This window comes from Agathobaculum massiliense (assembly GCF_900291975.1).
Taxonomy (GTDB): Bacteria; Bacillota; Clostridia; order Oscillospirales; family Butyricicoccaceae; genus Agathobaculum; species Agathobaculum ammoniilyticum.
Map to the genome: position 1 here is coordinate 91,947 of NZ_OMPN01000001.1, position 26,136 is coordinate 118,082.

At 51.4% G+C, this 26,136-nt stretch carries 25 protein-coding genes, 1 pseudogene and 1 riboswitch; of the genes and pseudogenes, 19 read left to right on the forward strand and 7 right to left on the reverse strand.

Features of this window, described 5'->3' with window-relative positions:
* Window positions 1–11 precede the first annotated feature (11 nt).
* The 3 genes and pseudogenes from DBQ51_RS16930 to DBQ51_RS16940 all read right to left on the reverse strand — a co-directional run bounded on the left by DBQ51_RS16930 (window position 12) and on the right by DBQ51_RS16940 (window position 1,607).
* The gene (locus DBQ51_RS16930; protein WP_242977786.1) at window positions 12–491 is read right to left on the reverse strand and encodes an IS110 family transposase; all 480 of its coding nucleotides are present in this window, start codon (window positions 489–491) and stop codon (window positions 12–14) included.
* 487 nt (window positions 492–978) lie between these two features.
* Window positions 979–1,170, reverse strand: a pseudogene (locus DBQ51_RS16935) (hypothetical protein); the annotation flags it as partial.
* 80 nt (window positions 1,171–1,250) lie between these two features.
* Window positions 1,251–1,607: a hypothetical protein gene (locus DBQ51_RS16940; protein ID WP_242977787.1), complete on the reverse strand. Its 357-nt coding sequence runs from the start codon at window positions 1,605–1,607 to the stop codon at window positions 1,251–1,253.
* A 155-nt stretch (window positions 1,608–1,762) separates the two neighbouring features.
* On the opposite strand from DBQ51_RS16940, the gene DBQ51_RS00455 reads away from it, so the two are divergent.
* The 8 genes from DBQ51_RS00455 to DBQ51_RS00480 all read left to right on the forward strand — a co-directional run bounded on the left by DBQ51_RS00455 (window position 1,763) and on the right by DBQ51_RS00480 (window position 9,658).
* On the forward strand, window positions 1,763–2,305 hold the full coding sequence (locus tag DBQ51_RS00455) for a hypothetical protein (protein WP_107630432.1): 543 nt from the start codon (window positions 1,763–1,765) through the stop codon (window positions 2,303–2,305).
* A 103-nt stretch (window positions 2,306–2,408) separates the two neighbouring features.
* Window positions 2,409–2,603: a hypothetical protein gene (locus DBQ51_RS16370; protein WP_147573662.1), complete on the forward strand. Its 195-nt coding sequence runs from the start codon at window positions 2,409–2,411 to the stop codon at window positions 2,601–2,603.
* 160 nt (window positions 2,604–2,763) lie between these two features.
* A complete protein-coding gene (locus DBQ51_RS16375) occupies window positions 2,764–2,904 on the forward strand; it encodes a hypothetical protein (protein ID WP_159068012.1) in 141 nt (46 codons plus the stop codon).
* Between the two features lie 287 nt (window positions 2,905–3,191).
* Window positions 3,192–4,781 (forward strand): PucR family transcriptional regulator, encoded by a 1,590-nt coding sequence (locus DBQ51_RS00460; RefSeq protein ID WP_107630433.1) that lies wholly within the window; start codon window positions 3,192–3,194, stop codon window positions 4,779–4,781.
* A gap of 159 nt (window positions 4,782–4,940) precedes the next feature.
* A complete protein-coding gene (locus tag DBQ51_RS00465) occupies window positions 4,941–6,041 on the forward strand; it encodes a DUF917 domain-containing protein (protein WP_107630434.1) in 1,101 nt (366 codons plus the stop codon).
* A 109-nt stretch (window positions 6,042–6,150) separates the two neighbouring features.
* A complete protein-coding gene (locus DBQ51_RS00470) occupies window positions 6,151–7,443 on the forward strand; it encodes a purine-cytosine permease family protein (protein WP_054325879.1) in 1,293 nt (430 codons plus the stop codon).
* Between the two features lie 216 nt (window positions 7,444–7,659).
* Window positions 7,660–7,836 (forward strand): transposase, encoded by a 177-nt coding sequence (locus DBQ51_RS00475; protein WP_407923275.1) that lies wholly within the window; start codon window positions 7,660–7,662, stop codon window positions 7,834–7,836.
* Between the two features lie 373 nt (window positions 7,837–8,209).
* A complete protein-coding gene (locus tag DBQ51_RS00480) occupies window positions 8,210–9,658 on the forward strand; it encodes an aminoacyl-histidine dipeptidase (protein ID WP_159068014.1) in 1,449 nt (482 codons plus the stop codon).
* Window positions 9,659–10,042: 384 nt separating this feature from the next.
* Here the strand turns inward: DBQ51_RS00480 and DBQ51_RS00485 are convergent, their stop codons facing one another.
* Window positions 10,043–11,395, reverse strand: coding sequence for a hemolysin family protein (locus DBQ51_RS00485; RefSeq protein WP_242977788.1), 1,353 nt, complete (start codon window positions 11,393–11,395; stop codon window positions 10,043–10,045).
* A gap of 353 nt (window positions 11,396–11,748) precedes the next feature.
* Window positions 11,749–11,853, forward strand: a riboswitch (TPP riboswitch).
* A 99-nt stretch (window positions 11,854–11,952) separates the two neighbouring features.
* On the opposite strand from DBQ51_RS00485, the gene thiD reads away from it, so the two are divergent.
* From thiD to DBQ51_RS00520, 7 genes are all read left to right on the forward strand, one after another.
* Window positions 11,953–12,747 carry a bifunctional hydroxymethylpyrimidine kinase/phosphomethylpyrimidine kinase gene (thiD, locus tag DBQ51_RS00490; RefSeq protein ID WP_107630438.1) on the forward strand — a complete coding sequence of 265 codons (795 nt, stop codon included), beginning with the start codon at window positions 11,953–11,955 and terminating at the stop codon, window positions 12,745–12,747.
* A 6-nt stretch (window positions 12,748–12,753) separates the two neighbouring features.
* The gene (gene thiW / locus DBQ51_RS00495; protein ID WP_054325881.1) at window positions 12,754–13,263 is read left to right on the forward strand and encodes an energy coupling factor transporter S component ThiW; all 510 of its coding nucleotides are present in this window, start codon (window positions 12,754–12,756) and stop codon (window positions 13,261–13,263) included.
* Entirely contained in the window at window positions 13,260–14,087 is an 828-nt protein-coding gene (gene thiM, locus DBQ51_RS00500; RefSeq protein WP_242977789.1) for a hydroxyethylthiazole kinase, read from the forward strand. Before thiW ends, thiM begins: the two co-directional genes overlap by 4 nt.
* Before the next feature lie 64 nt (window positions 14,088–14,151).
* Window positions 14,152–14,823 carry a thiaminase II gene (tenA, locus tag DBQ51_RS00505; protein WP_242977790.1) on the forward strand — a complete coding sequence of 224 codons (672 nt, stop codon included), beginning with the start codon at window positions 14,152–14,154 and terminating at the stop codon, window positions 14,821–14,823.
* 3 nt (window positions 14,824–14,826) lie between these two features.
* Window positions 14,827–15,582, forward strand: a complete 756-nt coding sequence (locus DBQ51_RS00510; protein ID WP_107630439.1) for an ABC transporter ATP-binding protein — start codon at window positions 14,827–14,829, stop codon at window positions 15,580–15,582.
* Entirely contained in the window at window positions 15,579–16,331 is a 753-nt protein-coding gene (locus DBQ51_RS00515; protein ID WP_054325883.1) for an ABC transporter permease, read from the forward strand. Before DBQ51_RS00510 ends, DBQ51_RS00515 begins: the two co-directional genes overlap by 4 nt.
* A gap of 44 nt (window positions 16,332–16,375) precedes the next feature.
* Window positions 16,376–17,383: an ABC transporter substrate-binding protein gene (locus tag DBQ51_RS00520; RefSeq protein WP_107630440.1), complete on the forward strand. Its 1,008-nt coding sequence runs from the start codon at window positions 16,376–16,378 to the stop codon at window positions 17,381–17,383.
* 54 nt (window positions 17,384–17,437) lie between these two features.
* On the opposite strand, the gene DBQ51_RS00525 is transcribed toward DBQ51_RS00520, so the two are convergent.
* Window positions 17,438–18,310 carry a LysR family transcriptional regulator gene (locus tag DBQ51_RS00525; RefSeq protein WP_107630441.1) on the reverse strand — a complete coding sequence of 291 codons (873 nt, stop codon included), beginning with the start codon at window positions 18,308–18,310 and terminating at the stop codon, window positions 17,438–17,440.
* A gap of 122 nt (window positions 18,311–18,432) precedes the next feature.
* On the opposite strand from DBQ51_RS00525, the gene DBQ51_RS00530 reads away from it, so the two are divergent.
* From DBQ51_RS00530 to DBQ51_RS00540, 3 genes are all read left to right on the forward strand, one after another.
* Complete coding sequence (locus DBQ51_RS00530) at window positions 18,433–18,972, forward strand: prolyl-tRNA synthetase associated domain-containing protein (protein ID WP_107630442.1); 540 nt, start codon at window positions 18,433–18,435, stop codon at window positions 18,970–18,972.
* Between the two features lie 2 nt (window positions 18,973–18,974).
* Window positions 18,975–19,769, forward strand: a complete 795-nt coding sequence (gene proB / locus DBQ51_RS00535; protein WP_107630443.1) for a glutamate 5-kinase — start codon at window positions 18,975–18,977, stop codon at window positions 19,767–19,769.
* 119 nt (window positions 19,770–19,888) lie between these two features.
* Window positions 19,889–21,058: an AI-2E family transporter gene (locus tag DBQ51_RS00540; RefSeq protein ID WP_107630444.1), complete on the forward strand. Its 1,170-nt coding sequence runs from the start codon at window positions 19,889–19,891 to the stop codon at window positions 21,056–21,058.
* Window positions 21,059–21,142: 84 nt separating this feature from the next.
* On the opposite strand, the gene DBQ51_RS00545 is transcribed toward DBQ51_RS00540, so the two are convergent.
* On the reverse strand, window positions 21,143–23,497 hold the full coding sequence (locus DBQ51_RS00545) for a M13-type metalloendopeptidase (RefSeq protein ID WP_107630445.1): 2,355 nt from the start codon (window positions 23,495–23,497) through the stop codon (window positions 21,143–21,145).
* Window positions 23,498–23,764: 267 nt separating this feature from the next.
* Here DBQ51_RS00545 and DBQ51_RS00550 point away from each other — a divergent pair, with 267 nt between their 5' ends.
* Window positions 23,765–25,135: an S-layer homology domain-containing protein gene (locus DBQ51_RS00550; protein WP_107630446.1), complete on the forward strand. Its 1,371-nt coding sequence runs from the start codon at window positions 23,765–23,767 to the stop codon at window positions 25,133–25,135.
* A 50-nt stretch (window positions 25,136–25,185) separates the two neighbouring features.
* Here DBQ51_RS00550 and DBQ51_RS00555 read toward each other — a convergent pair whose 3' ends face one another.
* A complete protein-coding gene (locus tag DBQ51_RS00555) occupies window positions 25,186–26,130 on the reverse strand; it encodes an L-lactate dehydrogenase (protein WP_107630447.1) in 945 nt (314 codons plus the stop codon).
* Window positions 26,131–26,136 lie beyond the last annotated feature (6 nt).

Genomic DNA, 26,136 nt, shown 5'->3' on the forward strand with positions numbered 1-26,136 from the left:
TTTTCTGGCAGTTAAAGCGAGTGCGCGTTTGTGCTGGTATTTGTTGATTTGAGGTCATAGTAGCGCCAGAACGCGGAGTCGCATCTTCTCACAAAGTTGGCAGCTTCCAGCAGGTAGTAGCGGAGATAGCGGTTGCCGGATTTGATCATTCTGGAGTGTTCGGCCTCGAAGTTGCCAGACCGGTTCTTGTACCAGACAAGACCGGCATATTTGGCGACAGAGGCTTGAGAATCAAAACGGTGAATATCGCCGATTTCAGCGACGATACCGGCTGAGTAGACTTTGCCAATGCCTGGGATGGATGTCAGCGTGTTTCGAATGATCTCAAACTGGTGTTCAATGCCTTGTCCAAGATCTTGCCCCGCTTTTCCAAGGCCTGCATCGAAGCGGTGGATACGGCAATGGCTTGGTTCACGGAGTTGTTTACGGTAACAGGCAAGCGGTAAGATAGACCTCCCTGTTGATTCTGCCGAAATGGAGATGGTCGGCAATCACAAAGGCATCCCCCAGTCGTTTTTCGGCAGGTCTGGATAGGCTTCCTTGAAATCATGCGCCTGCTTTGGGTTGAGAACATGGATCTTCCGTTGAAACCGGCTCAAGCTGCCACATCCTCATGCAGTGCGCAAACAAGGCTGTCACCATAGATGGAGGCAATCACTACATCGTTGAGCTACATGGAACCAAGCGCCGACACGATTCTCTCTGACAACTGTTTAGCACCACTCAGGTTATTCTGCATGGAAAAACTGGAGTGCAGGCTTTGAGATACCCATGATAACCGGAGCATCCGCAACCTCGTGTATCAGAATCATTCCAGAGAAGACCAATGCGATATCCCTCACGGCTGAAAGAGCGGCCTTTCCTCCGACGAACAGCCAATGAGTTTGCAGCTAACTTCCGGCTCAGGGGAACAGACTTCCTTTGAGCAGCCTGGTGGCTCAACTGGAGGAACCAAAACTTGACCCTGCTGTCCTACAGCTATTGTATCACGGGCATCTCAATGCCTGCCGGCCTTTTCGCTACGCTACTGGTTCCAAAGGAAAGATGTAGCGCCAAGATAGAAAGGAACTTCGATGCTTTTGGCTTTTGGGGCAATGGATACTGGGCTAATGTTTCCAGCAGTGCTGGGTGGGGGTCCCATACGACATTAACGGCGGTACGAATATTACGCTCTACGCACTTCTAGGTAGTCGCGTAGTGTTTCGCTACTTCTGGATACAGCCATTTTGCCACCAGAGCAGCCGGTCTGGCTACTGGGTCGCCAGATACACTGCATAAGAGGTGTGAAAGAAGCCAGTGTAATTTGCCGTAAGACCGAGTTGGTATAACAGTGTGAAAATTTCGGAAATATCGGGGGTGTTCTTAGGGGGACTCCTTTTACGGAATCCCTTCAGGAAGGCTTTTAGTTCATCAGCGTTCAACATGAGCAGAAGGAAAAGCCGAGCGATTGCAGAAAAGCGGTATTGCTCACGCTCTAAATCTCCGTATGCCCGGCTGGTAATGCGCAGCCGCTCCGCCATTTCCTCATGCGTCAGGTTTCGGAGCTCTTGAAGCGTATCTGTGTATTCCGCAAGAAATTCTTTTGCTAACATTTTGTACAGTTTCATGAGATAAGACCTCCATTTTCGACAGATTCTATGGAAATCTTATTCTGGACAGAAGCGTGCTTCCAGGTAGCACACTTCCTCCCTTGAAATGTTCTATTTCTGTTTTATTCGATTGTTATTGTTATTTTTTATTATTATACGAGGAGGAAGGACCTATGAAGAAAAAGACGTTTGCCGTTGGGATCAGTCTGGTTTGCGCATTGCTGCTGATGGGCTGTAGCATTGCGGGGGCTGGGACCAGCAAAAAGTCGGATACCGAACAGGCAGAGGCTATACAATACACTATCGCGGATGCCGATGAGCTGATCGGTAAGGCAGATAGCGATATTGCGGATGTTTTCGGCGGTGGAGAGGAGAACTGGACGAGTGATAAATCGACATATATCGGCCGGATGTATCAGACCGAGCTGTATGGAGAGTCGGTAACGATCCATGCCGTGTGCGGTGGTGAGAAGACCGTGGACGCGGTTTCCATCTGGATCACCGACGGCGGACAGGAAGTTGCGGATGAACTTGTGCAGACTTGGCAGGATCGTGTCACAGCGTTCACAGGCACGGAAATGCAGGATCAGGGCATCGCAGAAGAGTCCGGTGCAAAATCATGGAAATGGCCTGCGAGCGACCGATTCTACACCCTGCGTTTAATGGGAAATATTTTGACGCTTGATATCAATCCTGCTGTTGGTGAAATAAAATAGAAAAACGGTGGCCGATTAGATAAGGGGTTGTCTATCATTTTATCGATCATATGTATCCGATCAGATTCTAATAGCATATTGATCGTTGATCGGGGAAAACAAGTTGCAGTGGCTGGCAAAGAGGCGCCAGATGCGCCGTGGTACATCTGGAACGGAACTGCATCCAGATCAAGCGCAAACAATTAGAAAAGGTGATACAGTCTGGACGTTATCTAACGAAAAAGAGCCTGGATACATATTAATTTATATCATAAAAAGTAAAATGAAAGGCTGTGATTTTATTGTAATTATGATATAATCAATATATCGCATCAAGGCTCTTTCCCTAACAGACGGAAAAGAACAATACCATGTTGGAACAGCGGACTGAGGAGAATCAGAGTAAAGCAAGATATTTTTATAAATATGTAGCTATAGACGGAAAGCAGAAGTCTGTATACCTGTAGAAGCTGCCAGCGATGAACAAAGTACCTGTCAGGAAGCGAGACTGTATCCCCCTGTGCAACAAGGAGCAGGAGATACAGAAAAATCTTGCGGACGTAGAAGATGCGATAGGCGGGAAGCTGATCGCCAGACCGGCCGCTTTGATTATTCGTTGAATGCTTACAATCAGGAACAAGGACAAAACACGGATAATTCTGGCCGAGGAACATGAATAGGCATCGTTTTGCATCATTAAAAAGAACAAACGATATAGGAAGTTGTGAAAATCAAAGCGAGGAAATATGAAGTGTATTCTGAAAAAGTTCTATTGAACGCTCAAAATCAATGTTTTATAAATATTTGACTTAAATAGTTAAACGCTCTATGAGTACACTCCCTCTTACAAAATCGACTATGCTTGCTATAATTTTTCACAATACTACTCTAATATGAGGCGGCTTTCATGAGTATTACCCTTGCTGATGTACTTCGGTTGCCATCGATGGCTGGTGCAGAAGTCTTATCTGGACACAATTCACTATTGCAGCCGGTAGAATCTATAAATGTTTTAGAATATGCCGAGATAAGCGATGAATTGGAACAGTTTTTCAGTTCCAACCATTACGAGGGCAGTGAACTGATTATCACCGCCTTTGCTAACATCCGGAATGATATAGAAACGCAGTGTGAAAATATTAGGCGGTATCATAGCATTGGTGCTGTGGGTTTCATCTTGTTTTATGTGGGATTTCTCCTGCCGGAAGTTGATCAACGACTGATCGACCTGTGTAATGAGTTGGAATTTCCTTTGATTTGCATGCCAAAAGGACGGCTAAATATACGATACAGCGAGATTATCGGTGAGATTATGTTCGAAGTATTCCGATCTCGTCAGAGGGAAAGCTACTTCGTTAGTGACCTACTGCAGCGTATATCCGATTTGCCTCCCCATCAGCGAAACATAAAGGCGCTTATGCGTATGTTAAGCGATCATCTTCATGCTTCTGTAATCTTGACCGATCCCTTTTCGCAAGACCATTTGTGCGTTTGCTGGCCGCGCGCCCTACTTGATACCATACAAGACAATTTAAGCAAGTGGCTTAGGAAAATGGAAGGGCTCAACTCGTTGCAAATTTCCCTTGGGGATAGCATCGGCCATCTCCAGCGTTGCCCTGTTCTCTTTAGCGATCCCGGCGAACGTTGCGTGTATTTGCTAAAATATAAGGACTCTTTATCGGAGGATGTTCTTTGGCAAACCAGTGAACTAATTCGACTATTTATCAATATCTGGAGCAAGAATCCGCAGAAAATGGTCACCACAGAAATCGTTCGGGCTATTATTAACGATGATGTTGGTCAAATGACCCGTTTATCACAACTTTTTAATATCGATGTCAGCAAGCTAAATCAAATGTGGCTTTTCCATCCCAAAGACAACAGCCAGCAGTATAGTGAAAGCATAGTACGGGAGATTACCGAGTATTTCTCATCTCATTATAGCTTGTTGTTAATCAGTTATTACGAAGAAAACCTGGTAGTATTCACTTGCGCCCCTGACCGGTACGACCAGAGGCAGGAGTTGCTTGATAATATCTGCCCTCTACTTGCTCAATCCTGCGCCAATTACGATATTGTTTGCTATGATTGCTTACAGACTACGAAAAGCGTGCGCAATGCCTACTTGGATAGCGTTGCATGTCTTGATGCAGCGCGAAAGATTTATCCAGAGAAATTGGTCATGCGTTCCTCAGATATTTTGTTTGCAAGGCAGTGTTGCGCGTTGTTGGGCGACCGTGAAAGACTGCAACAGTATCTGGATATATTGAATCAACTCCAAACAGCCAATCCCGTTCTGATTTCTACGCTTGAGACATATCTGCTGGATACTCCATCTAACATGGCACAGACAGCGAAGCTCCTTTTCGTCCATTTAAACACAATCAAATATCGGCTTCACATTGCTCAAGACCTGCTCGGATATGTTCCCAGCCAGATGCCTGACGCATATCCGCTTTATATGGCCGTATCCCTGAATCGCCTACTTAGAGAATAATGTTTGTTGACGGGCCTGCTTGTTCAAAACGAATAAGCAGGCCCGCTGTTTTTTTGTCCCAAAAGACAATTACAGATCAACAGTGTAGAGCTATAATTTTTATAGAACAATTTTTACACTTATACCACACAAAACATGTAATTTAGGAGGCGGCATGATATGAAGAAGTTCGATGTCTATGATTACGACAAACTGGTGGATGTCATTTATGGTGCTACTTTTTTTGGTGCAGGTGGCGGTGGATCGATCTCCAATGGCATGGACCTTTTGAACACCTTCCCTAAGGATGTAGAGTTAAAAGTCTATCCTCTCAGCGAAATGGAGGTCGATGAGTATTCGGTTATGGCCGCCGGCTTGGGTTCTCCGTTAGCTATGAAAGAGAAAGGCTTTGGACCTGAAGCTATCAGTGTGGTTAAAGGTATGATGAAAGTAGCAGAGGATGCCGGAAAGAAAGTTGCCTACGTTTATTCTGGGGAACAGGGCGGGTTTAATACAATGGTTCCCATTTATGCTGCCCTTCACGCAGGACTTCCGTTGCTAGATCTGGACGGCAATGGCAGAGCAGTCCCCGAGTTAAATACCGGCTTAGCTCCAATCAATAATATCCCGATAGATCCTTTAGTTTTGGCAAATTCCAATGGTGATCTTGTGGTAGGCCATCCTAAAAATCCGCTGGACAGTGTAGCCTGCGAGACAATTGCCCGCTCTATCTGTATGGCGTATGGTATGAGTGTAGGCTTCTCTACTTGGATGATGAGCAAGGCCGATCATGAAAAGGCATCCGCCATTGGGCAAATTAGTCGGGATCAGCAGGTGGGTGCTATCCTTCGGAGTAATGCAACCACTAAGGATAACCTTTCCCAAAAGCTTGAAGAAATTGGTGTAAAACATAAGGTGTTTACTGCCGGAAAAATCAGTAAAATTGATGTCTCCGTGGAAAATGGATTTGACTTCGGTAAGACAATAATTACCGGTGACGATGGTAAATTGTATAAAATAGACTTTAAGAACGAAAATCTTATTATCCGAGACGCGCAAGATAGTGCTCTGCTGGTAGTCCCGGAACTCATTATCCTTCTCGATACTGACACAATGAAGCCTCTGACCAACGCTGACACAAAAGAAGGACAAAATGTAATGCTTCTGGGTGTCAGGGCTCCTCAGCGCTGGTGGGATCACGAGTCTGGATATAGTTGCTGGGCTCATATCTTGAAGTTAATCGGTTATTCTGTGGCAGACAAAGCTATCCCCTTGAACTGATTGATTATATATTTGCACCTCTTGGCGTGGGGGAGTCCCCCACGCCGTTTGTCAAATATTTGGACACTCCTGACGATTATGGAAATAAAAAAGTAATGGAGGAGAACATATGGCGAAAAATTCACAAGTGGAATCTGCCGGCCTAAACGCTATCCCGATAGAAGAACGGAAAAGCTGGCCTGGAGTTGCATTTATTTGGGCTGGTTCCTGTTGCTGTGTTCCTGCGCTGATGGTTGGCGCTGGCATCACTATGGGCCTTCCTTTTGGCTTGGCTGCCTTAGCGATGATAATTGGATATAGCGTCTCTGTTATCATGATGATCCTTATGAGTATCCTCTCTGCTGATCGTGGGTTGCCGGCTGTCGTTGCAATCTCCAGTTCTTTTGGAAAAGCGGGTGCAAGCAAATTGGTTTCTCTGATCATAGCATTTTGTTACACTTGTTGGTTTGGATTTCAAGCAGTTGTTTGCGGTGAAGCCTTTGCATCCATTCTTCAGGGGATTGGTGTGCCTATCCCCAGCATGCTTTCCACTATCATTTGGGGAATGATTATGTGCATTACTGCAGTTTATGGATATTCCTGGATTGAAAAGCTGAATGTCATCGCAGTTCCCGCACTTATTCTCATTTTAGTATATGCCATGATTGTAGTATTTGGCGACCCTGAATCCATTGTTAAAATCACCAACCATACCCCTACTACGCAAATGTCGATGATTGCTGCTGTAGGAACTTCTATTGGCGGTTTTGCTTCTGGCGCTGTTTTATCCGGTGATGTAACTCGCTACTGTAAAAGCCGAAAAGATGTTGTTATTTCCAGTATAGTTGGTGTCATTCCGGTAGGCGTTGGTACGATGCTGGTCGGATCTATACTGGCAATCCATTCAGGGGCTGTTGGAATGGACACTGGAAGCATTGTTACTATGCTTTCCAGTGTCGGCAGTCCCATCTTGGGGATGCTGGTGCTGGTTCTCGCGACATGGACAACCAATGTATGTAATGCCTATTCCGCTGGGTTTGCATTGTTAAGTTTGACAGGCGCCCATGATAACAAACGCGCATGGTTTACATTAGGAGCCGGCATCATAGGCACACTGCTGGCAGTGATTGGGATTACTAATTATTTCAACAGTTTCTTGAATATCCTGGCTGTATTCATACCTCCCATCGTAGGTGTCGTCGCTGTGGACTACTTTGTCATAAAGAAAGGTAATCCTGCCGCGTGGGCAGAGAAGCCAGGTTTCAATTGGGCTGGTGTTATTGCTTGGATTGTTGGCTCTGCCATAGCATTATTGCTACCAGAACTCCTGATTCCTACTCTCAACGCCATTGTCATTGCTTGTATATTGTATCTCATTCTGTATCCAATATTCTATCGTGGAAACCGTACCGGCGTAGAGTGACATTGAGTCTATTTCTATATTTTATGGGCAAGACCGGCTATAAAAGGTCAAGAGGTTAGTACGAAAAAGGTGGAAGAAAGATGAGAAGTGATCAGGGCATGATAAGGTGCCGGGGAGCAGTCTGCGGCTGAGAGGGACGCAGTATGTAAGAAGCGATGATCTCAATAAATTCAGAGGCGGTAGGGATACAGGTCAGGGGATAGCCAGATTTCTGGCATCTTGGACATCCTTGGGGTCATTATTTTGAGAGAAATTGGAGACATCCACCGCTTTAACGCCTCCAACAAGCTGGCTGCCTTTGCAGGGTTGGATGTACGGGTTACACAGTACGGAGAGTTTATCGGAACTCGGCAGAAAATTTCCAAACGCGCCCTCTTTGCTGTTGGCGAATGAGATGCTGTCCAGTAGGGCTTTCCCACTTTCATCTATAAACGGTTGCTTCGTGCTTGTATTTCGCGATGTCGATCCCGCAGTAGAACATGGCGAAATCCCCTGTTACAAAATTTCAGACAGAGTTCCCTTACGCTTCTTTGCAGGGCACAGCCTCGTCAGATATACCCCGCATACTCGCTATCCAGCTCATTCGTGTCTACCCGCAAAGACAGAGGCGCAATTCTTTCGTCCGAAGCACTTCTTCAATGAGCTGATCTGTACCCTCTGTCTGTTGGCCCTATTATCTCATCTGCCTGATGAAACAACAAGTGGGTTTTATGCGGTTCCCACCACAATCCAAAACCGTAAATACATTATACAAGGAGAGGATATTATGAACGGTTTAACGGGTTTACAGCCGCAACGAGTGTTCCAATTTTTTGAATCGATCTGTAGAATCCCCCATGGCTCTGGCAATGTATCTGCTTTAGTAGACTATTGTGTCCAATTTGCAGAGGAACAGGGCCTATCTTGGACTCGAGATTCATCGAACAATCTGGTAATCCGCAAGTCTGGTAGCATAGGATATGAAAATTCAGATGTACTAATCCTTCAAGGACACACGGACATGGTTTGTGAGAAAGATACTGGCGTGGAGTTCGATTTTGAGAAAGATAGTATTGTCCCGTTCGTAGATGGGGACTGGATTCGCGCAAATGGAACTACATTGGGTGGAGACAATGGCATCGCGATTGCTATGTGTTTAGCATTACTGGAAGACAATTCGTTGGAGCATCCGCCTTTGGAGGTTCTGTTTACCTCAGATGAGGAGGTTGGGATGCTTGGCGCATTTGCATTTGACTGCCGCAATTTATCGGGACATAAACTCATCAATTTAGATTCCGAACGCGAGGGGGTGTTGATGTGTAGTTGCGCCGGCGGGGCTAATGTCCATTCTATAGTTCCTATCCAACGAGAAAGCAAAAGCTTACCTCAAATCACATTGGAAATAAGTGGGCTGAAAAGTGGACATTCTGGTGTGGAGATTGACAAGGGTCGTGCTAACGCTAATGTCTTAATGGCAAGAGTATTGAACGCGATAGCAGAAAAAACATCCTGTCAGTTAGCTGAGCTTAATGGTGGAACCAGAGAGACTGCTATTGCGCCTAAAAGTAAAGCAATCCTATTTGTACCGGCCAACGAAATAGATATGGTGTTACATATAGCGGCCTCCATAGGCGAATCACTCAAGAAAGAATATGCGTCGACAGAGCCGGATTTAACTGTTGCTACAGAGGTTCGGCCTGAAAAGGAGGCTCTCATTCTCACTGTGCCATGCACAAAAAGAGTTGTGCAGTTGTTGCTGGCTTTACCAGATGGGGTGCAGGCTATGAGTATGGATATGCTTGGTCTGGTGCAGACCTCTGTCAATTTTGGAGTGTTGGAGTTGCATGAGCAGGAGCTATTTCTTTCCCATTCCGTACGTAGCTCTATGACGACACAAAAAAAATGGGTGTTAGATCGCGTGAAAGCAGCTGTTACTTTAGCTGGTGGAGATACTGATATCTCTGGAAATTATCCAGGGTGGGCCTATAATCCAAGTTCGGTAGTCAAAGACACCATTGTAAACGCTTATCGATCCTTGTTTGGTGTGGATGCGAAAATCGATGCAGTTCATGCTGGAATAGAATGTGGCCTGTTTGCAGACAGTATTGAGGACTTGGACTGTGTATCTATCGGCCCAGATATGGAAGATGTCCACACATCTAGGGAACGTCTTAGCATATCTTCTGTACAACGTACCTACATGCTTTTAAAAAAAGTGCTTAAGGATAGCAAGTAGTCCACTACTTTTTCCTGATCTGATACATGATACGACAAGCCCGACGAAATCTTGTGATTTCGTCGGGCTTGTTTTGCTTTCAATGGATTCATTATAACCAGGAAATTTAAAGGCGGAAGTGAAACGGAGAAAATCGACGGTTACTCCTAACACAGTTCTTATTGTGAGCCGGTATGTAGTGGTTTAAAGTTTTTTTAAGCTGGTATAGGGACAGCAACCTCCAGCCGAGCCGTCGATAGTCGGGAAGGACGGCGTGCCTGGTGCGCTGTCGTTAAAATGGAAAGCCACTTTGCAGGCAGGAAAGATCCAAACAAAAAGCTGATAATAAAACTGCAGCCTATTGAGATAGGCTGCAGTTTTTTGCTTCACGATCCGTTATGTAGATCAGGCTGTCTGACCAGAGGCATCGTCGCAAGTAACAGGGGCGGTGCTTTTCAAATGAATAATAGCGTTTTCCACCTGGTGTTCCCGAATGCTGATTACTTTGACTACCATACAGCCGATTTCAAGATCAAATTGAGAGCCATCCTGTGGAACTGTGCCAAGGGTTCCAAAAACCAAGCCGTTGAAGGTATCGTGATCCTCATACGCAAGGGGAATCCCCAACGCTTCTGACAAGTCCTCGAGGGAAGCACTGCCCTGTACCTGCCAGGTGGATGTATCAAGCTGGACGATGGGAGGAGATACCTGGGCTTCAGTTTCCTCGTCGCCTAGATCGCCAACCAACTGTTCGATCAGATCATTAAGCGTAAGGATACCATCCAGGCCGCTGTATTCGTCCAACACAACAGCGAAGTTGTGATGGTTCTGACGCATGTTTCGGAATAAAACGTCCGCTTTTACACTATCAGGGACAAAATATGCCGGCTTTACCGCGTTTTTTAGGACAGAATCCCGACTTTCATCCTCTAACCGGAAATAATCCCTTGCATCCAAAATTCCGATCACGTCGTCGGCCGTCTCGCCGCAGACCGGATAGCGGGTATGGCGGCTGCCATAAATCGTTGCCTTCCATTCTTCCATGCTTTCTTCCAGCCATAGAAAAACCACATCGGTTCTGTGAGTTGCGATGTCGCCTGCTGTCAAGTCATCAAACTCGAATACATTTTGGATAAATTCCTTTTCCTCGTGGTCGATTGCGCCTTTTTCACTGCCGACATCCACCATAATGCGGATGGACTCTTCGCTGACCTCCTCATCGTCTGCCTCCGGATCGATCCCCAGCAGCCGAAGGATTGCGTTGGTGGAAATGGTCAGCAGCCAAACGATGGGGGCAAAGAGCTTTGCGATCGCACTCATCATGGAGGCCATGCCGAGGGCAAGCGTTTCCGCTTTCCGCATGGCGACACGTTTGGGGACAAGCTCGCCGAAAATCAGGGTGACGTAGGAAAGAATGACCGTAATCACAATGACGGCGATGGTATCGAGCGTGGCGGCCGGTATCTGGACGCCTAAGGAAACCACCCAGCCGACCAAAACATCCGAAAAGTTTTCCGCAGCGAACGCGCTGCCCAAAAAGCCGGAAAGCGTGATGGCAACCTGTATTGTTGCCAAAAAGCGCGCCGGCTGATTGGTGAGGCGGGCGAGACGAATTGCCCGTTTATCGCCGGCCTCGGCCAGTTTGGCGAGTTTATTATCGTTCATCGAAATGACCGCAATTTCCGCGCAGGCAAAAACCGCATTAAACGCAATCAAAACCAATTGAAGTAACAGCATCAATCCAATAGACTTTTCCAAGGTAATCCTCCTCGATGATTCTTCTGAAATACTGTCCGGTCGCAGAAACGGACAGCTACAAAAGCAGGCACAGCAAATCCACCCTGCAAAAAGGGCGTAATGCTATGCCTGCTGATATGATTTCCTGAAAAATTACGTTTTCATCTGCGTCGCTACTGTCCGCGTTATCCATAATGGCAGGGATACTCCTTTGTAAAATAGGTTGGGTTCATTATACATAAAGCTCCTGACGCTGTCAATCCGGTTGCTATGGAATAAATAATTCTTCACGGATTCTTTATATGAGGGAAGCAGGGGAGGAAAGGGACACATTTTCCGTATATCTCTTGACAAATAAAATGTGGAATGATACGATAGCACTGCAAGGGAGCTTCCGTTGGAGGCTGAGAGGAGGGGGTCCCCCTCGACCTTACCTGATTTGGATAATGCCAACGTAGGGATGCAGAGGAAAACGCCTGTTGTCACATGCTGTGAAACGTGTCGAATACATGAGAACATCCTGAAGAGGGGTGTTCTTTTTGTTTTTAGCGAGATATTAGTTCGTGTAGGAGGATATTATGTTAAAAAAAATACTTACGATTGCCGGTTCGGACTGTTCGGGCGGAGCTGGCATCCAGGCTGATCTGAAAACAATGGCGGCGCACGGCGTATACGGTATGAGCGTGATCGTTTCTGTGGTCGCGGAAAACACCGCGCGTGTGATCGATATTCAGGATATTAGCCCAAAGATGATTGAGGAACAGATCGACGCTGTGTTCGAGGACATCGTGCCGGACGCGGTCAAGATCGGCATGCTTTCCTCACCCGCCTGCATGAAAGCGGTAGCCGGAAAGCTTGAACAATACCAGCCGCAGCATGTGGTGATCGATCCAGTGATGTTCGCCAAAAACGGCGACCCGCTTATGGAGCCTGCTTCCGTCGGCACATTGATAAAATATGTGCTTCCGTATGCGGATCTGCTGACGCCGAATATTCCGGAAGCGCAGCATATTGCCGGCATGAAAATCAGCACACCGGAGGATATGGAGGAGGCGGCGCGCCTGATTTACGCCAAGGGCTGCAAAAACGTGCTGATCAAGGGTGGGAGGAACATGGCCGGCGCGGTAGACGTGCTTTTTGACGGAGAGAGTGCGCGGCGCTATGAGATTGGGCAGATTGATACCAGTAACACGCATGGAACAGGCTGCACCCTCTCCTCCGCGATCGCGTCGAATCTGGCGCTGGGGCATCCAGTTCCGGAAGCGGTGGAGCTTGCGAAATCCTATGTGACGGATGCGATCCGCCGGGCGCCCGGCCTGGGGCATGGGTGTGGTCCGCTGAACCACTTTTGCCGTATATTTCCGGAGGAGTGAACGATCATGAATAACAAATCCATCCGAAAGCTTTGCTTCGCCGGCCTGCTCGTCGCGGTTGCTGTAATCGGAAGCCTGCTTGTCATTCCGGTATTCGGTGCGAAATGCTCTCCGGTGCAGCATATGGTTAATGTGACCGCAGCGGTCCTGCTGGGGCCGGGATATGCGCTGGGCATGGGTTTTGCAGCGGCGCTTATCCGCAACCTACTGGGTCTGGGTACCCTGCTGGCGTTTCCCGGTTCGATGATTGGTGCGCTGTTGAGCGGCCTTGCCTACCGGATTTTTCCCAAGCTTTCCGCCGCCTATGCCGGCGAGGTGTTTGGTACGGGCGTATTGGGCGCGATAGCGTCCTATCCGGTCGCCGCTTTGCTGATGGGCAATTCCACCGCAGCCCTGTTCACCTTCGTCCCCTCGTTTCTTGCTTCCACTGTCGTCGGCGCGGCGGTTTCAGTCCTTGTTCTGTCTGCTCTGAAACGGACGCACGTTTTCAGCCAACTGGAGGGTACCCTACGGTGACAGAGTGTGTAGCGCAAATTGTAGAGCGTACCCTGCAAAAACGGCCGATGGTCCATTCAATTACCAATAACGTCACGGTCAATGACTGTGCGAATATCATACTCGCCGCGGGCGGATCGGCGATCATGGCGCAGGATGAACGCGAGGTGGCTGAGATCACATCGCGCAGCGACGCGCTTTCCTTGAATATGGGCGCGCTGCGGGCGCAGGAAGCGATGCTGCTTTCCGCGCATGCCGCAAAGCGCAGAAAACGGCCGGTCATCCTGGATCCCGTGGCTGCGGGGGCGAGCCGACTGCGGGGGGAAATGTGTGCCCGCCTGCTGGAGGCTGGGCTGGTTTCTGTGGTGCGAGGCAACGCGTCCGAGGTGTGGGCGCTGATGACAGGCGCGCAGCATACGCTTGGCGTGGAGGTGAACGCGCTTGACCAGGTGACCGAGCAAAACCTCAGTGAATCCGCGCGGCGTGTGAGCCTGTTCAGCAGGGAAACCGGCGCGGTTGTTTTGCTGAGCGGGGCGCTGGATATTGTTTCCGACGGAAAGTGTACCGCCGTACTGCGCGGCGGCAGTGAGATGATGCGCCGTATCACGGGCGCGGGATGCATGCTGACTTCGCTGACCGCAGCATACTGCGGCGCAAATCCGGAAAATCTTTTTGAAGCCGCGGTCGCGGCGTCGGGGGTGATGAAAACCTGCGGGGAATTGGCGTACCGGCGTGTATGTGAAGAGATGGAGGGCACCGCTTCCTTTCGTACACGCCTGATTGACGCGGTCAGCATGCTGACCGGAAGCGATCTTGCGGCAAAGCTCCGCGTACAAATTCTGTAAGAAAAATCAACAAGTGCTGCCGGCCAAACGCCGTCAGTCGGGAAAATTCATTGGGGGTACCACCTTGAAAAACAATTCAATAACCGAAAGGATGCTCGACGCATCCCGCCCGATCTGGGAGGGGTACTTATCCCACCCCTTTGTGCGGGGGATCGCGGACGGCAGCCTTGCTGTAGAAAAATTCCGTTTTTATCTGTTGCAGGACTATCTGTACCTGTTCGACTATGCCAAGGTGTTTGCACAGGGCGTGGTCAAATCACAGGAGCCTGAGGTGATGCGGACGTTCGCCTCCTATGTGGCGAGCATCCTGAATGGCGAGCTGGAAATTCATCGGGGCTACATGCGCCGCATGGGCATTACCGAGGAGCGGGCCGAAACCGAAAAGCCGACCTTGAGCAATCTCTCCTATACCGCTTATATGCGCGCTGTCGCGGCGGAGGAGGGGCCAGCTGAGATCATGGCGGCCGTGCTGTCCTGCGCGCTCAGCTATGAATATATCGCGAAGTGGATCGTCCGGAATTATCCGGACGCCGAGCAGCACGGCTTTTACGGCGAATGGGTGCGGGGCTATGCGAGCAAAAGCTACGCGGAGGAAAACCAGCGGTTGACCGCGCTGATGGAACAGCTTGCCGCAGGGTATCCGGAAAAGCGCCAGGCGCACCTGACGGACATCTTTGTCGCCTGCTCGCGCTATGAGGCGATGTTCTGGGACATGGCTTGGAACGGAGAGATGTGAGCGATGCTGGAATTTCAAAAGGTTGTTTTCCAGTACGACAGCGAGGATTTCAATATTATCAACGGCTTGTCGTTTCAGATTGAAAAAGGAGAATTCGTTTCGGTGATCGGGCCGTCCGGCTGCGGCAAGTCCACGATCTTCCGGCTGGTGGGTCAGCTTCTGACACGCAAGGCGGGGGAGATTCTGGTCGGCGGAGAGCGCATCGACGGGCGGCGCGGCTACTGCGGCTATATGCCGCAGCGCGATCTGCTGTTCCCATGGCGCACCGTGCGGGATAATCTGTGCCTGCCGATGGAGGTGCGCGGAGATGTCAGCCGCGCGGAAATGGACCGCCGCGCGGAAGAGACGCTTGCGCATGTCGGTCTGTCCGGCTGGGGCGATAAGCGGCCGGACGAGCTTTCCGGCGGGATGCGCCAGCGCGCGGCATTCGCGCGCACGCTGCTGACCGGTTCCGAGCTGCTGTTGCTGGACGAGCCCTTTTCCGCACTGGATTTCCTGACCCGTATCACCATGCAGGAATGGCTGCTCGGTCAGTGGGAAAACGACCACAAGACCGTGCTGTTTATCACGCATGACGTGGAAGAGGCGATTTTTCTGTCCGGCCGCGTATTGGTGGTGGAGGAAACGCCGATCTGCCGCCTTGCTTCGTTCGAAGTGCCTGCGCCTTATCCGCGCACGCGCGCCTGTCTGACCGAGCCGAGAATGCTCGCCCTGCGGGAACGCCTGATCGGCATGCTCCGGCGGGAGGCGGCGGTATGAAGCGCTGGAATGCGAACCTGCCTGCGCTGGTACTCCTGTTCGCTTTGCTGCTTGTGTGGCAGCTCGGCGCGACGGGAATGGATGCCGCATATATCCTGCCGTCCCCCACACAGATACTGGTCCGCATGTGGGAGCTGCGAGAGCCGCTGCTGACCGCGCACCTGCCGGCGACGCTGCTGTGTACCGGCATTGGGCTGGCCATATCGGTTGTTCTCGGCCTGTTGCTCGCAGTACTGATGGATGCAAGTCCGGTGGCGGAAAAAATGCTGTATCCCCTGATTGTGGCTTCGCAGACCATCCCGACGACCGCGCTGGCGCCGCTGTTTGTCCTGTGGTTCGGATATACGATCTGGAGCAAGGTGCTGGTCACCGTGCTGATCACATTTTTCCCAATCGCGATCACAGTGTTTGACGGCTTTCGGTCGGTCAAGACCGATATGATGGATATGCTGCAAACGTTCGGCGCGGGGCAAAGGGAGATATTTTTGAAGCTCAAGTTACCGGCCGCGCTGCCGTATTTCTTTTCTGCCATCAAAATGGCGATCCCGTTGTCCATCATCGGCGCGGCGATCGGGGAGTGGCTGGGCGCGCAGGCGGGGCTGGGGTATTTCAGCCGGCGCATGATGACGCAGCTTGACGGGGCGGGCGTGTTTGCCCCCATCGTGCTGCTCAGCGCGGTGGCGATGCTTGCAGTGGCAGCCGTATCCTGGATAGAGAAAAGGGTCATTACCTGGCGCGGAAGCCTGTGAGCGGAGGAATTTGCTGTAACAGTGGAAAGGAACGGAATTGATTGATGAAAAAAAGAGTGTTTGCCGCGATTGCGGCTTTGACGATGCTGCTGGGCGGCTGCGCCGGCAGACAGACAGAAAACGCTTCGGATAACGGCGACGGGCTGCGCGAACTGACGGTCGTACTCGATTGGTACCCGAACGCGCTGCACGCGTTCCTCTATCAGGCGGAAAAGGCGGGATATTTCGCGGAGGAAGGATTAACGGTCAATATCCAGCCGCCGGCCGGTGTCAATGACGCGATGAGCATGGTCGCGGCGGGCAAGGCGGATATCGGGCTGTACTACCAGCAGGATGTGATACAGGCGCGTGTCCAGCAGGATGTGCCGATCAAATCGATCGCTGCCGTCGTGCAGACACCGCTTAACATTGTTCTTTCGCTTAAGGATGAAAATATCACAAAGCCGGAGGATCTGGTCGGCAAAACGGTCGGCTATGCCGGTACCGAGCTGTCGGAAGCGCTGATCCGCAGCGTTATGAAAAACAGCGGCGCTGATCCCTCGGATGTAACAATGGTGGATGTAGGCTTTGAACTGATGGCGTCCATGACGACCGGCAACGTGGATGCAACGATTGGGTGCCTAGTCAACCATGAGGTGCCGCAGATGGAGAAGGAAGGTTTTGCGGTTAACTACTTCTTTCCGGATGATTTCGGCGTGCCGAAATATTACGAAGGGATTTTTTTGGCGAGCGATGAAATGATAGCAAACGAGCCGGAATTGCTGGCAGGATTCCTGCGCGCCTGCGCAAAGGGCTTTGATGATTTCCAGAGCAATACGGACGAGGTGCTGCAGGTGCTACTGGACAATCAGGACGAGGCGAATTTCGCGCTCGATCCAGAGGTGGAGAAGCAGTCCTGCGAAACGCTTCTTCCGCTGATGGAGACAGCGGATGCGCCTTTCCTCAGCCAGACCGAGGCGTGCTGGCAGGAGAACATTAACTGGATGTACGACGAAGGCCTGATTTCGGAAAAGCCGGATGTGTCAGAAGTCATGGCGTCGATCGAATTTTGAAATAAAAATGACCGCACAGCGTGCAGCGTAAAAGCTGATGCTGTGCGGCTTGTTTTATGCATTCCGGTAGGGCAGGTAGTCTAAAAAGCGTTTGACCGCTAGGGAAACCGTTTTATTATCCCGCAGCGCGAGGCCAATATTGCGGTGAGCCGGAACGTCAAGTTCTTTCGCGACAATGCGGTAGGGGATGCGCTTTAGAATGAGTTGGGGTAGGATGCTGACGCCAAGGCCGCTTTCCACCATGGACATGATCGCATAATCGTCCCAGGTCGTAAAGTGTATGGGGGGATGGAGGTCACAGCGCTTGAGAATTTCGGAAACCTCCGTATTTGCTCCTTTTTCAAGCAGCAGAAACGGTTCGCTGCCAAAAGCGGAAACAGGGAAACGGCTGCAGTCCGCCAAAGGGTGCTGCACAGGGAGAACGGCAAGCAAAGGGTCCTGCTCTAAAAAGATGGTTTCCAGATCGGGATGCGCCGGCAGGCGCAGAAAGCCGCAATCGACCCTACCTTCCATGATCCAGGTTTCGATTTCCGTGTAATCGCCGAGCAGCAATTCATAATCTATATGGGGATAATCCTTTTGAAACGCACGGATGATGTTGGGCAGCCAGTGCGTTGCCACGCTGGAGAACGTGCCGATGCGGATCAGGCCGGACTGCAGGCCGTTCAATTCCTCCACCTGCATTTGCAGCTTGCGGTATTCCTCGCAGACGCGCTTCGCATACGGCAGGAGCGTGAGACCGTCCGACGTGAGGCGAACGCCAGCCCGCCCGCGTTCAAGCAGGGAGACGCGCCACTCGTTTTCCAGATCGCGGATCATGCGGCTGATACCGGACTGCGAATAGGAAAGCATCTCGGCAGCCTTGGTAAAGCTTCCGCATTCCACGGTTCGGATCAATGCGAGATATTTTTGAATATTCCCATCCATATGCCATGTCCCATCCTTTGCATCTGATTTTATCATGGTTTATATGAAAAACATTTGCTTTTGTAATTTATAAAAATATGGTACAGTATATTTGTCGATGATGCAAGGGAAAGAGGCAAAAAATGTTTTATGTTAGCGAGATTCAAACCACAGCGCCTGTGGTGTACAAAACACCGCTTCAAAAATCTGTTTATGAGACGCTGGAGTGGCTTCAGATTCCGTTTGAGCGCGTGGATACGGATGAGGCGGTCACCATGGAGGATTGCGCCAGTATCAACCGAAAGCTGCAAATGGATATGGTGAAAACCCTGTTCCTCTGCAACCGGCAGCAGACGTCGTTTTATTTGTTTGTCACGAAAGGGGATAAGGCGTTCCGGTCCGGAGCCTTCAGCAAAGCGTTGGAGATTGCGCGTGTTTCGTTTGCGCCTGCGGAGAGCCTTTTGGAGATGCTGGGGACAAAGGTCGGGGCTGCGACGGTATTCAGCGCTTTGCTGGACCGGCAGAACCATGTGCAGCTCGTCTTCGATCGGGAGGTGGCGGATGCGGCATGGTATGGGTGCAGTGATGGGACTACGACGGGCTATATGAAAATACAGACAGCGGATATTATGAAAAAATTTCTTCCGTTTGTCAACCATGCGGCAATCGTGATCGAGGTGTGAAAATGGGATTATATCAGAACCGGATTGTTATAAAGGTAGGGACATCGACGCTGACGAACGAATGGGGAAAAAGCGACTTCCGATCCTTTGACCGGCTGGCCTGCGTGCTTTCCGGCGTGCAGAATATGGGGTATGAGGTCATACTGGTTTCTTCCGGCGCGATTGCGGTAGGGAAAAATAAGCTCAACCTGCAGGCCGCAGAGAGCATGCGGCACAAGCAGGCCGCCGCAGCGGTAGGACAGTGCAGCATCATGTTCCTGTACGATAAATTTTTTGGGGATTACGATAAAACGATTGCCCAGATTTTGCTGAATGCGGACGATATGGAGCAGGAGGAGAAAAAGGAAAACCTGATCCATACCTTTGATACCCTGCTTGAGCTGGGAATCATTCCGGTCGTCAATGAAAATGATTCGGTCAGCTATACGGAAATAGAGTCGGACGAAAAGCTGTTCGGAGACAACGATATGCTTTCCGCCATTGTCGCAGTCCTATGTCGGGCTGGAAAGCTGGTTATCCTCTCGGATATCGACGGATTGTACGACAGCGATCCCCGTCTCCATCCAAACGCAAAGCTGCTCAGCCGGGTAGAATGCATAGACGAAAGCAAATATGCACTAGCAGGCGGCGCAGGCTCGCGGCGGGGGACAGGAGGGATGCGCACCAAATTAAAGGCTGCGGAGCTGGCAGTCTCCCAGGGGATCGATACAATCATTGCCAATGGCAGGCATCCGGACGCGATCTATGAAATCATCAGAGGAGGCGTTTCGGGAACACTGTTCCCGGGAAAGCTGTGAATCGGCGCCAAGACGGGAATCTCTTAAAATAAAGTAAATTTTGCGGCAATAGTCTTGACTTCATCAAAGGATAGTGCTTATATAGAGATACTTATATTGTGCAAGAGGGGTTCAAGGCGTTGAATTTGAATAGAGACAATATCCTGAAAATCATGGGGCTGATCCTATTTACGGTGCTCCTCTATGCCGGACTGCAGAACACAAAGCTGTTTGCCGATGCGTTGCGCTATCTGTTCGGACTTATGGCGCCGTTTGTGATCGGCGGCTGTATTGCGTTTGTGCTGAATGTGCCGATGCGCTTTTTTGAAACCAAGCTGTTTTCCCGCCTTAAACCGGCGAAAGGGAAAAGGGCCGGCAAGGCGAAGCGCATTTTCAGCCTGATCCTTACGCTTGTTGTGGTTGGCGGCGTGATTGCCATTATGCTGTTCCTGATCGTGCCGGAGCTGTATCAGTCCTTTTCTGCGATCTGCAGAGAAATGTCCTATGCCCGCGTGCGCATCCCGCAGCTTTTGGACGAAGCAACCGCGCTTTTGCCGATGTTTGAAAGCGAAATTGCTTCAATTAAGGACAGCTTCCTTAATGTGGACTGGAAGGCAATCGGTTCCATGCTGATGGAATTTTTCCGGAACGGGAATATCCTGAGCAATACAGTCAGCATTGCGACCTCGGTGGTCAGCGGCTTTGCCAACGCCATCATCGGCATTGTTTTCGCCATATATATTTTGCTGCAGAAGGAAAATCTTGGGCGGCAGTTCCGACGCCTGTTTTATGCGTTCCTGCCAGAAAAACAGGTTGACCGTTTCCTCATGGTCTGCGGTCTGACCTCATCTTCCTTTAACAGCTTCCTGTCCGGCCAGTGCCTGGAAGCCTTCATCTTGGGAATGATGTTTTTCGTCAGCATGTCGGTTTTCCAGATGCCTTATGCTTTGGTTATCGCGGTCCTGATCGGCATTACGGCGTTAATTCCGATTTTCGGCGCGTTTATTGGCTGTATTGTCGGCGCTTTTCTGATTTTGATTGTCAGCCCGATAAAGGCGCTGTGGTTTATCGTTCTGTTTTTGGTGCTGCAGCAGATCGAGGGGAACGTAATTTATCCCCGTGTGGTGGGCAGCTCGGTGGGCCTTCCCTCCATCTGGGTGCTGGCGGCGGTAACGCTGGGCGCGAGTCTGGGCGGTGTGCTGGGCATTTTGTTTGCCATTCCGGTATTCTCCGTCATATATACTCTGCTGCGGACGGATGTCCGCGCCCGTATCAGGGAACGCGGGATTGCGGAGGGTAAAATCAAATAGTGTTGAAAAGGAGTCAAAAAGGGTCCGTATCGCTTTGATACGGACCCTTTCGAATTTCTTTGTACATATTAGTAGGGATTTTTTTTACCAGATCGCCACTCGGTCCTCGGGCGCAATCCACATACCGTCGCCCTCGGTGATACCGAAAGTGGTGTAGAATGCGTCAAGCGTTTGCAGCACGCGGTTGGCGCGCAGCTTATCCGGTGCGTGTACGTCGACTGTCGTATAATACGCAGCGGTCTCGCGCGGCATGGTAGAGCACCAGGTGTTCGCCATGGCGCGGAACATAGCTTTCAGATCGGGATTGGTTTCGCGCTGGACGGCTTCCAGTATGCACTGCGCCGCGCCGAGATCGGCGATGTTCTCCGAAAGGGTGAGCGCGCCGCTACAGGTGATGCCGGGCGCGGCTTCCACGCCGTCATAGAAAGCGGTCACTTCATCGCAGAGCTGTTGGAAAGCGGCGTAGTCCTCCGCCGTCCACCAGTCGGCGGCGTTGCCGTTCTTGTCGTACTTGGCTCCATTGTTGTCAAAGGCGTGCGTAATCTCGTGCGCGATGATGTAGCCGATGCCGCCGAGGTTCTCCTCACGCGAGGCGTTCACGTCATACAGCGGAGCTTGCAGGATGCCCGCAGGAAATACGATTTCATTGCTGGAGGGTACATAGCAGGCGTTGACCGTATAAGCCGCCATCGGCCACAGGCCCTTGTTGACCGGCTGGCCCTGCCACTTGATCAGCATCTGCTGCTGCGCTTTCAGCAGGGTGATGATATTGTCAAAGTAGCTGCCGCCCTCGTCCGCGGTTTTGAGCGTCACGCCCTTGAAATAGTCATTCCACTTGCCTTCATCCGGATAGCCGACCTTGACGCCCAGCGCGTCCAGCTTTTCGATTGCTTTCGCCTTGCTCGCGTCGCTCATCCAGTCGAGCGAGCGGATGCGGCTCTCGTAGATGTCAATGAAGTCGTATACCATATCCTCCACATCGGCCTTGGCTTCCTCGGAGAAGTATTCCGCAGCGTACAGGCGGCCCAGCTCGTCGGACAAATACTGCTGGACAAGCTGGGTGGCCAGGGCTTCGTCGCTCAGCGTGCCGGAGATGCCGAGGAAAGCTTCCTGATAGGCGTCGGAGGCATCCTGGAAATCCTGGCTGAGCATGCCGCCGTAGCCTGCAAGGATGGTCAGGCGCAGATAGGCTTTCAGGTCGGTCAGGTGCTCCTCGGTGAAATATTTGGGCGAGGCTTCAAGCAGGCCGATGTCGGAAACGACGATCTGGTCGTCCGAGCGGGCCAGGCCGGATTGCGCGTAGATATCGTCCAGGTCGAGCGTGGGATAGAGCGACTTCAGTTCATCCATGGTGTAGACGTTGTAGGTCTTGTCCACATTGCCGTAGTCCTGCCGGTCGAGCGCGTGTGTGGACAGTTCCTTTTCCATTTCCCAAACGCGCTGCGCGTCCGCCGCAGCGCTCGCTTCGTCTGCGCCGCCGATTTCAAACAGCGTTTGGATATAGGTCAGGTACGCGTCCTTCTGGCTCCCGCCATTGGCATATGTATCCTTGCTCAGCGAGGGGGAGAAGGCGGAAAAGCCGACCGTATAGCGGGTGGAGTCCTTCGCGTCCGCCGAAAGCGTGAAGCCGACCAGCGCGTTGCCCGCCAGCTCCTCTGCGAGTTGCTTTTTGACCTCCATCACCTCGTCTACGCTCTGCGCGGCTTCGGCTGCTTCCAGATAGGGACGGATCGGCTCGATGCCCGCCATATTGCGCGCGTCCCAATCGAGGATATTGGTATACAGCGCGGCGATGCGCTGCGCGTCCTCGCCCACGGGGTTCGCAACCGTGCGCTCAATCAGATTGTTGAGCGGCTCGGTGTCGTACATCTTTTCATACAGCGTGCCCGTGGAGGACTGGCCTGCCGGAATGACCGAGCTGTCGAGCCAATCCTTGTTGACCGAAGCATAGAAATCGTCCTTCAGGTTGGAGCCGAACAGGGTATAGGTACGGTGGATGAACTTGTCGAGTTGTTCCATGGTGACGTTCTCATCCGGCGAAAAGGTTGTGGACGAGGTGCCGGCAACAATACCGGCGGCGAACACGTCCGCCAGCTCCTCCTTCGCCCAGGCGGGGACGTCGGTGAAGTTGGACGCCGGATAACCCTTGCGGGCGTTGTCGCCCTGCGGGGCGGGCAGGCCGCCGAACGCGCGCTGCAGCATGACGAGCGCCTCGGCGCGGGTGACGGGGGCGTTTTCCCGCAGGTTTCCGTCTGGGTCGCCGTGCATCACATCCGCAGCGGTCACGCCGGGGTTGTAGTCGTCCGCCGCGGCGATGAGCGCGGCGCAGACTTCACCACGGGCAGCGGGAATCTCGCTGTCTGCCGCGAGCGCGGCGGGAAGCGAGGCCAGCAGAGCGGCGGCTGCCAGGGCGGATGCAAGGATTTGTTTTGCTTTCATAAGCGGTCCTCTCCTAACTATATTATTGAAATGATACAATTGTACAATGAGGCATTTGCCTTGTCAAGTGCCATATTGTACATATATTATATATACAAAATAGCATGGAAGATGAACCCTGTCAAGCAACTTTTCCATAAAAGCAGGAGGTACATATTAAGATTGCGTAAATGCGAAAAAAAGAAATAGAAAATTGTTTACATTATCTAAATGTAATGGTAAAATAAATCAAACAGCAGTCAAGCTGCTGTAGTAAAAGGAGGCAGGATGAAAACAAAATTAAGGATTGTGCTGGCATCCGTGCTGGTAGCGGCGGGCCTTGCGGTAACCGCAGGTGCTGCAAGCTATGATAATTGCGCTGATCAGCTCAAGGATTTGGGACTGTTTCAGGGTACGGAGGACGGGTATGAGCTTGACCGCGCACCGACCCGCGGCGAGGCTGCAACCATGCTGGTACGTCTGCTCGGTAAGGAAGCGGAAGCGAAAGAGCTTACTTATGAGGCTCCGTTTACCGATCTGGATGACTGGCAGAAGCCGTACGTCCAGTATCTGTATGATAATAAGCTGACCAATGGCGCGACCGAAACGACCTTTGAGCCGGAAGAGGCCTGCTCCGCGCAGATGTACACGACGTTCCTGCTCCGCGCGCTCGGTTACAGCGATGCGGCAGAGGGCGATTTCACCTATGACGCGGCGATTGATTTCGGCGAGACCATCGGCCTGGTCGACTATGCCAACTGCAATGAGAGCGCGTTCCTGCGCGACCATGTGGCGGCGATGAGCCTGACTGCGCTGAACACCGACGTGAAGGGCGCGACCGAGACCAAACTGCTGGAGAAGCTGGTGGCGGATGGTGCCGTAGACGAAGCCAAGGCGGAAAGCCTGCTGGCGTTCTTTGACAATTATGATGCCTATGTGGAAGCGACCGCCGCTATGGGCGACGCGACCAAGATGGACGTTTCCGCTGATGTTTCCGCCAGCGTTGCGCTGGGCGATCAGCAGGTCATGAGCCTGTCCATGCCGATGGAAATTAAGGCGGACATGGATATGGAGAGCCTGGATCAGTCCAAGATGGCCGTTACGGGTACGATAGAAGTGACAATCGATGAATCCCTAGTGGAAGAGGGTGCGGATACATCGTTTGAAATGCCGATGGAGTACTACTACACGGATGGCGTTTACTACATGAATATGGGCGATCAGAAGGTTAAGATGGAGATGTCCATGGAGGATGCGATGTCCCAGATGGGCGATCTGACGGACCTTCAGAACAGCGAGCCGATCTGCCTGATCGAGTCGATCACGAAGTCCGGCAGCACAATGACGGTGACCTATTCTTCGGCTGGCATGAGCGGCCTGGTGAATTCTGTTCTGGATTCCATGAATATTGACACTGCGGCAGAAGGCGTAGCGATCGATATCGGCGAGGTCATCTCCAAGGCGACAGTTTCCAATGGTAAGATCAGCGGCATGGATATGAACATGAAGATGACCATGACGGTTGAGGGTCAGACCATGACCATGGATATGAACATGAAGTGCGACATCAACTCGATTGGAAATGTAACGATCACGCTTCCGAGCGATCTGGACAGCTACACTGACCTGATCGGTGGCGCGGATGAGGCTGCTGCATAACAGAAACAGTGTGAAATAAAAGGCGGAACGGCAAAAGCCGTTCCGCTTTTTTAATCGCCCAGCTCGTCGATCAGCTCTTTCATTTTTTGCGCGGAGGACTGGAGCTGGAACAGTTCATCCTGCGACAACGGGATGTCGAGCACGGATTCTGCGCCGTTCCTGCCCACAACGGCGGGCAGGCCGAGGCAAATGCCATCCACACCGTAATGGCCGGAAATCATGGAGGATACAGGGAGAACCGAGTGTTCGTCTCGTACAATTGCCTCCGCGATGCGCCGGACCGCCATACCGATGCCGTAGTAAGTCGCGCCCTTGCCCTCGATAATAGAATAGGCGGCGTCACGTACATTTTCGTAGATGCGCTGCATCGCCCCGAATGAATCGTCCTTTCCGGTGATGCGGCAGTAATCCGCGAGATCGACGCCCGAGATATTTGCGCTTGACCAAACGGCAAGCTCGCTGTCGCCGTGCTCGCCGATGATAAAGGCATGGACGTTGCGGCTGTCCACATTGAGGTGCTGGCCGACCAGGTATTTGAGCCGCGCGGTATCAAGAACGGTTCCTGAACCGATGACCTGACCGGCGGGCAGGCCGGACATCTTCTGTGCCATATAGGTCAGCACATCGACCGGATTGGACACGATCAGCAGTACGGCGGACTGGTTGACCGCCATCAGATGTTCGATGATCGAGGACATGATGACACGGTTCCGGCCGAGCAGCTCGATACGCGTCTCGCCCGGCTTCTGGTTTGCGCCCGCGGCGATGACGACAAGCCCGCACTCCGCAAGGTCGCCGTAGTCGCCGGCACGGACAAAGCACGGCTTTGCAAAGGAAATGCCGTGGTTGATATCCGCAGCCTCGCCTTCCGCCTTTTTGCGGTTCATATCGACAAGTACGACTTCAGAGAAAAGGCCGGAGGTGGACAATGTAAACGCGCTGGTCGCACCGACAAAACCGACGCCGATCACGCCACATTTTTGTATACTAGTCATTGAAGA

Coding starts and splice junctions, on each gene's coding strand:
- DBQ51_RS16940 (WP_242977787.1), bottom strand. CDS start 1,607: ATGAAACTGTACAAAATGTTAGCAAAAGAATTTCTTGCGGAATACACA.
- DBQ51_RS00455 (WP_107630432.1), top strand. CDS start 1,763: ATGAAGAAAAAGACGTTTGCCGTTGGGATCAGTCTGGTTTGCGCATTG.
- DBQ51_RS16375 (WP_159068012.1), top strand. CDS start 2,764: ATGAACAAAGTACCTGTCAGGAAGCGAGACTGTATCCCCCTGTGCAAC.
- DBQ51_RS00460 (WP_107630433.1), top strand. CDS start 3,192: ATGAGTATTACCCTTGCTGATGTACTTCGGTTGCCATCGATGGCTGGT.
- DBQ51_RS00465 (WP_107630434.1), top strand. CDS start 4,941: ATGAAGAAGTTCGATGTCTATGATTACGACAAACTGGTGGATGTCATT.
- DBQ51_RS00470 (WP_054325879.1), top strand. CDS start 6,151: ATGGCGAAAAATTCACAAGTGGAATCTGCCGGCCTAAACGCTATCCCG.
- DBQ51_RS00480 (WP_159068014.1), top strand. CDS start 8,210: ATGAACGGTTTAACGGGTTTACAGCCGCAACGAGTGTTCCAATTTTTT.
- thiD (WP_107630438.1), top strand. CDS start 11,953: ATGTTAAAAAAAATACTTACGATTGCCGGTTCGGACTGTTCGGGCGGA.
- thiW (WP_054325881.1), top strand. CDS start 12,754: ATGAATAACAAATCCATCCGAAAGCTTTGCTTCGCCGGCCTGCTCGTC.
- DBQ51_RS00510 (WP_107630439.1), top strand. CDS start 14,827: ATGCTGGAATTTCAAAAGGTTGTTTTCCAGTACGACAGCGAGGATTTC.
- DBQ51_RS00515 (WP_054325883.1), top strand. CDS start 15,579: ATGAAGCGCTGGAATGCGAACCTGCCTGCGCTGGTACTCCTGTTCGCT.
- DBQ51_RS00520 (WP_107630440.1), top strand. CDS start 16,376: ATGAAAAAAAGAGTGTTTGCCGCGATTGCGGCTTTGACGATGCTGCTG.
- DBQ51_RS00525 (WP_107630441.1), bottom strand. CDS start 18,310: ATGGATGGGAATATTCAAAAATATCTCGCATTGATCCGAACCGTGGAA.
- DBQ51_RS00530 (WP_107630442.1), top strand. CDS start 18,433: ATGTTTTATGTTAGCGAGATTCAAACCACAGCGCCTGTGGTGTACAAA.
- proB (WP_107630443.1), top strand. CDS start 18,975: ATGGGATTATATCAGAACCGGATTGTTATAAAGGTAGGGACATCGACG.
- DBQ51_RS00545 (WP_107630445.1), bottom strand. CDS start 23,497: ATGAAAGCAAAACAAATCCTTGCATCCGCCCTGGCAGCCGCCGCTCTG.
- DBQ51_RS00550 (WP_107630446.1), top strand. CDS start 23,765: ATGAAAACAAAATTAAGGATTGTGCTGGCATCCGTGCTGGTAGCGGCG.
- DBQ51_RS00555 (WP_107630447.1), bottom strand. CDS start 26,130: ATGACTAGTATACAAAAATGTGGCGTGATCGGCGTCGGTTTTGTCGGT.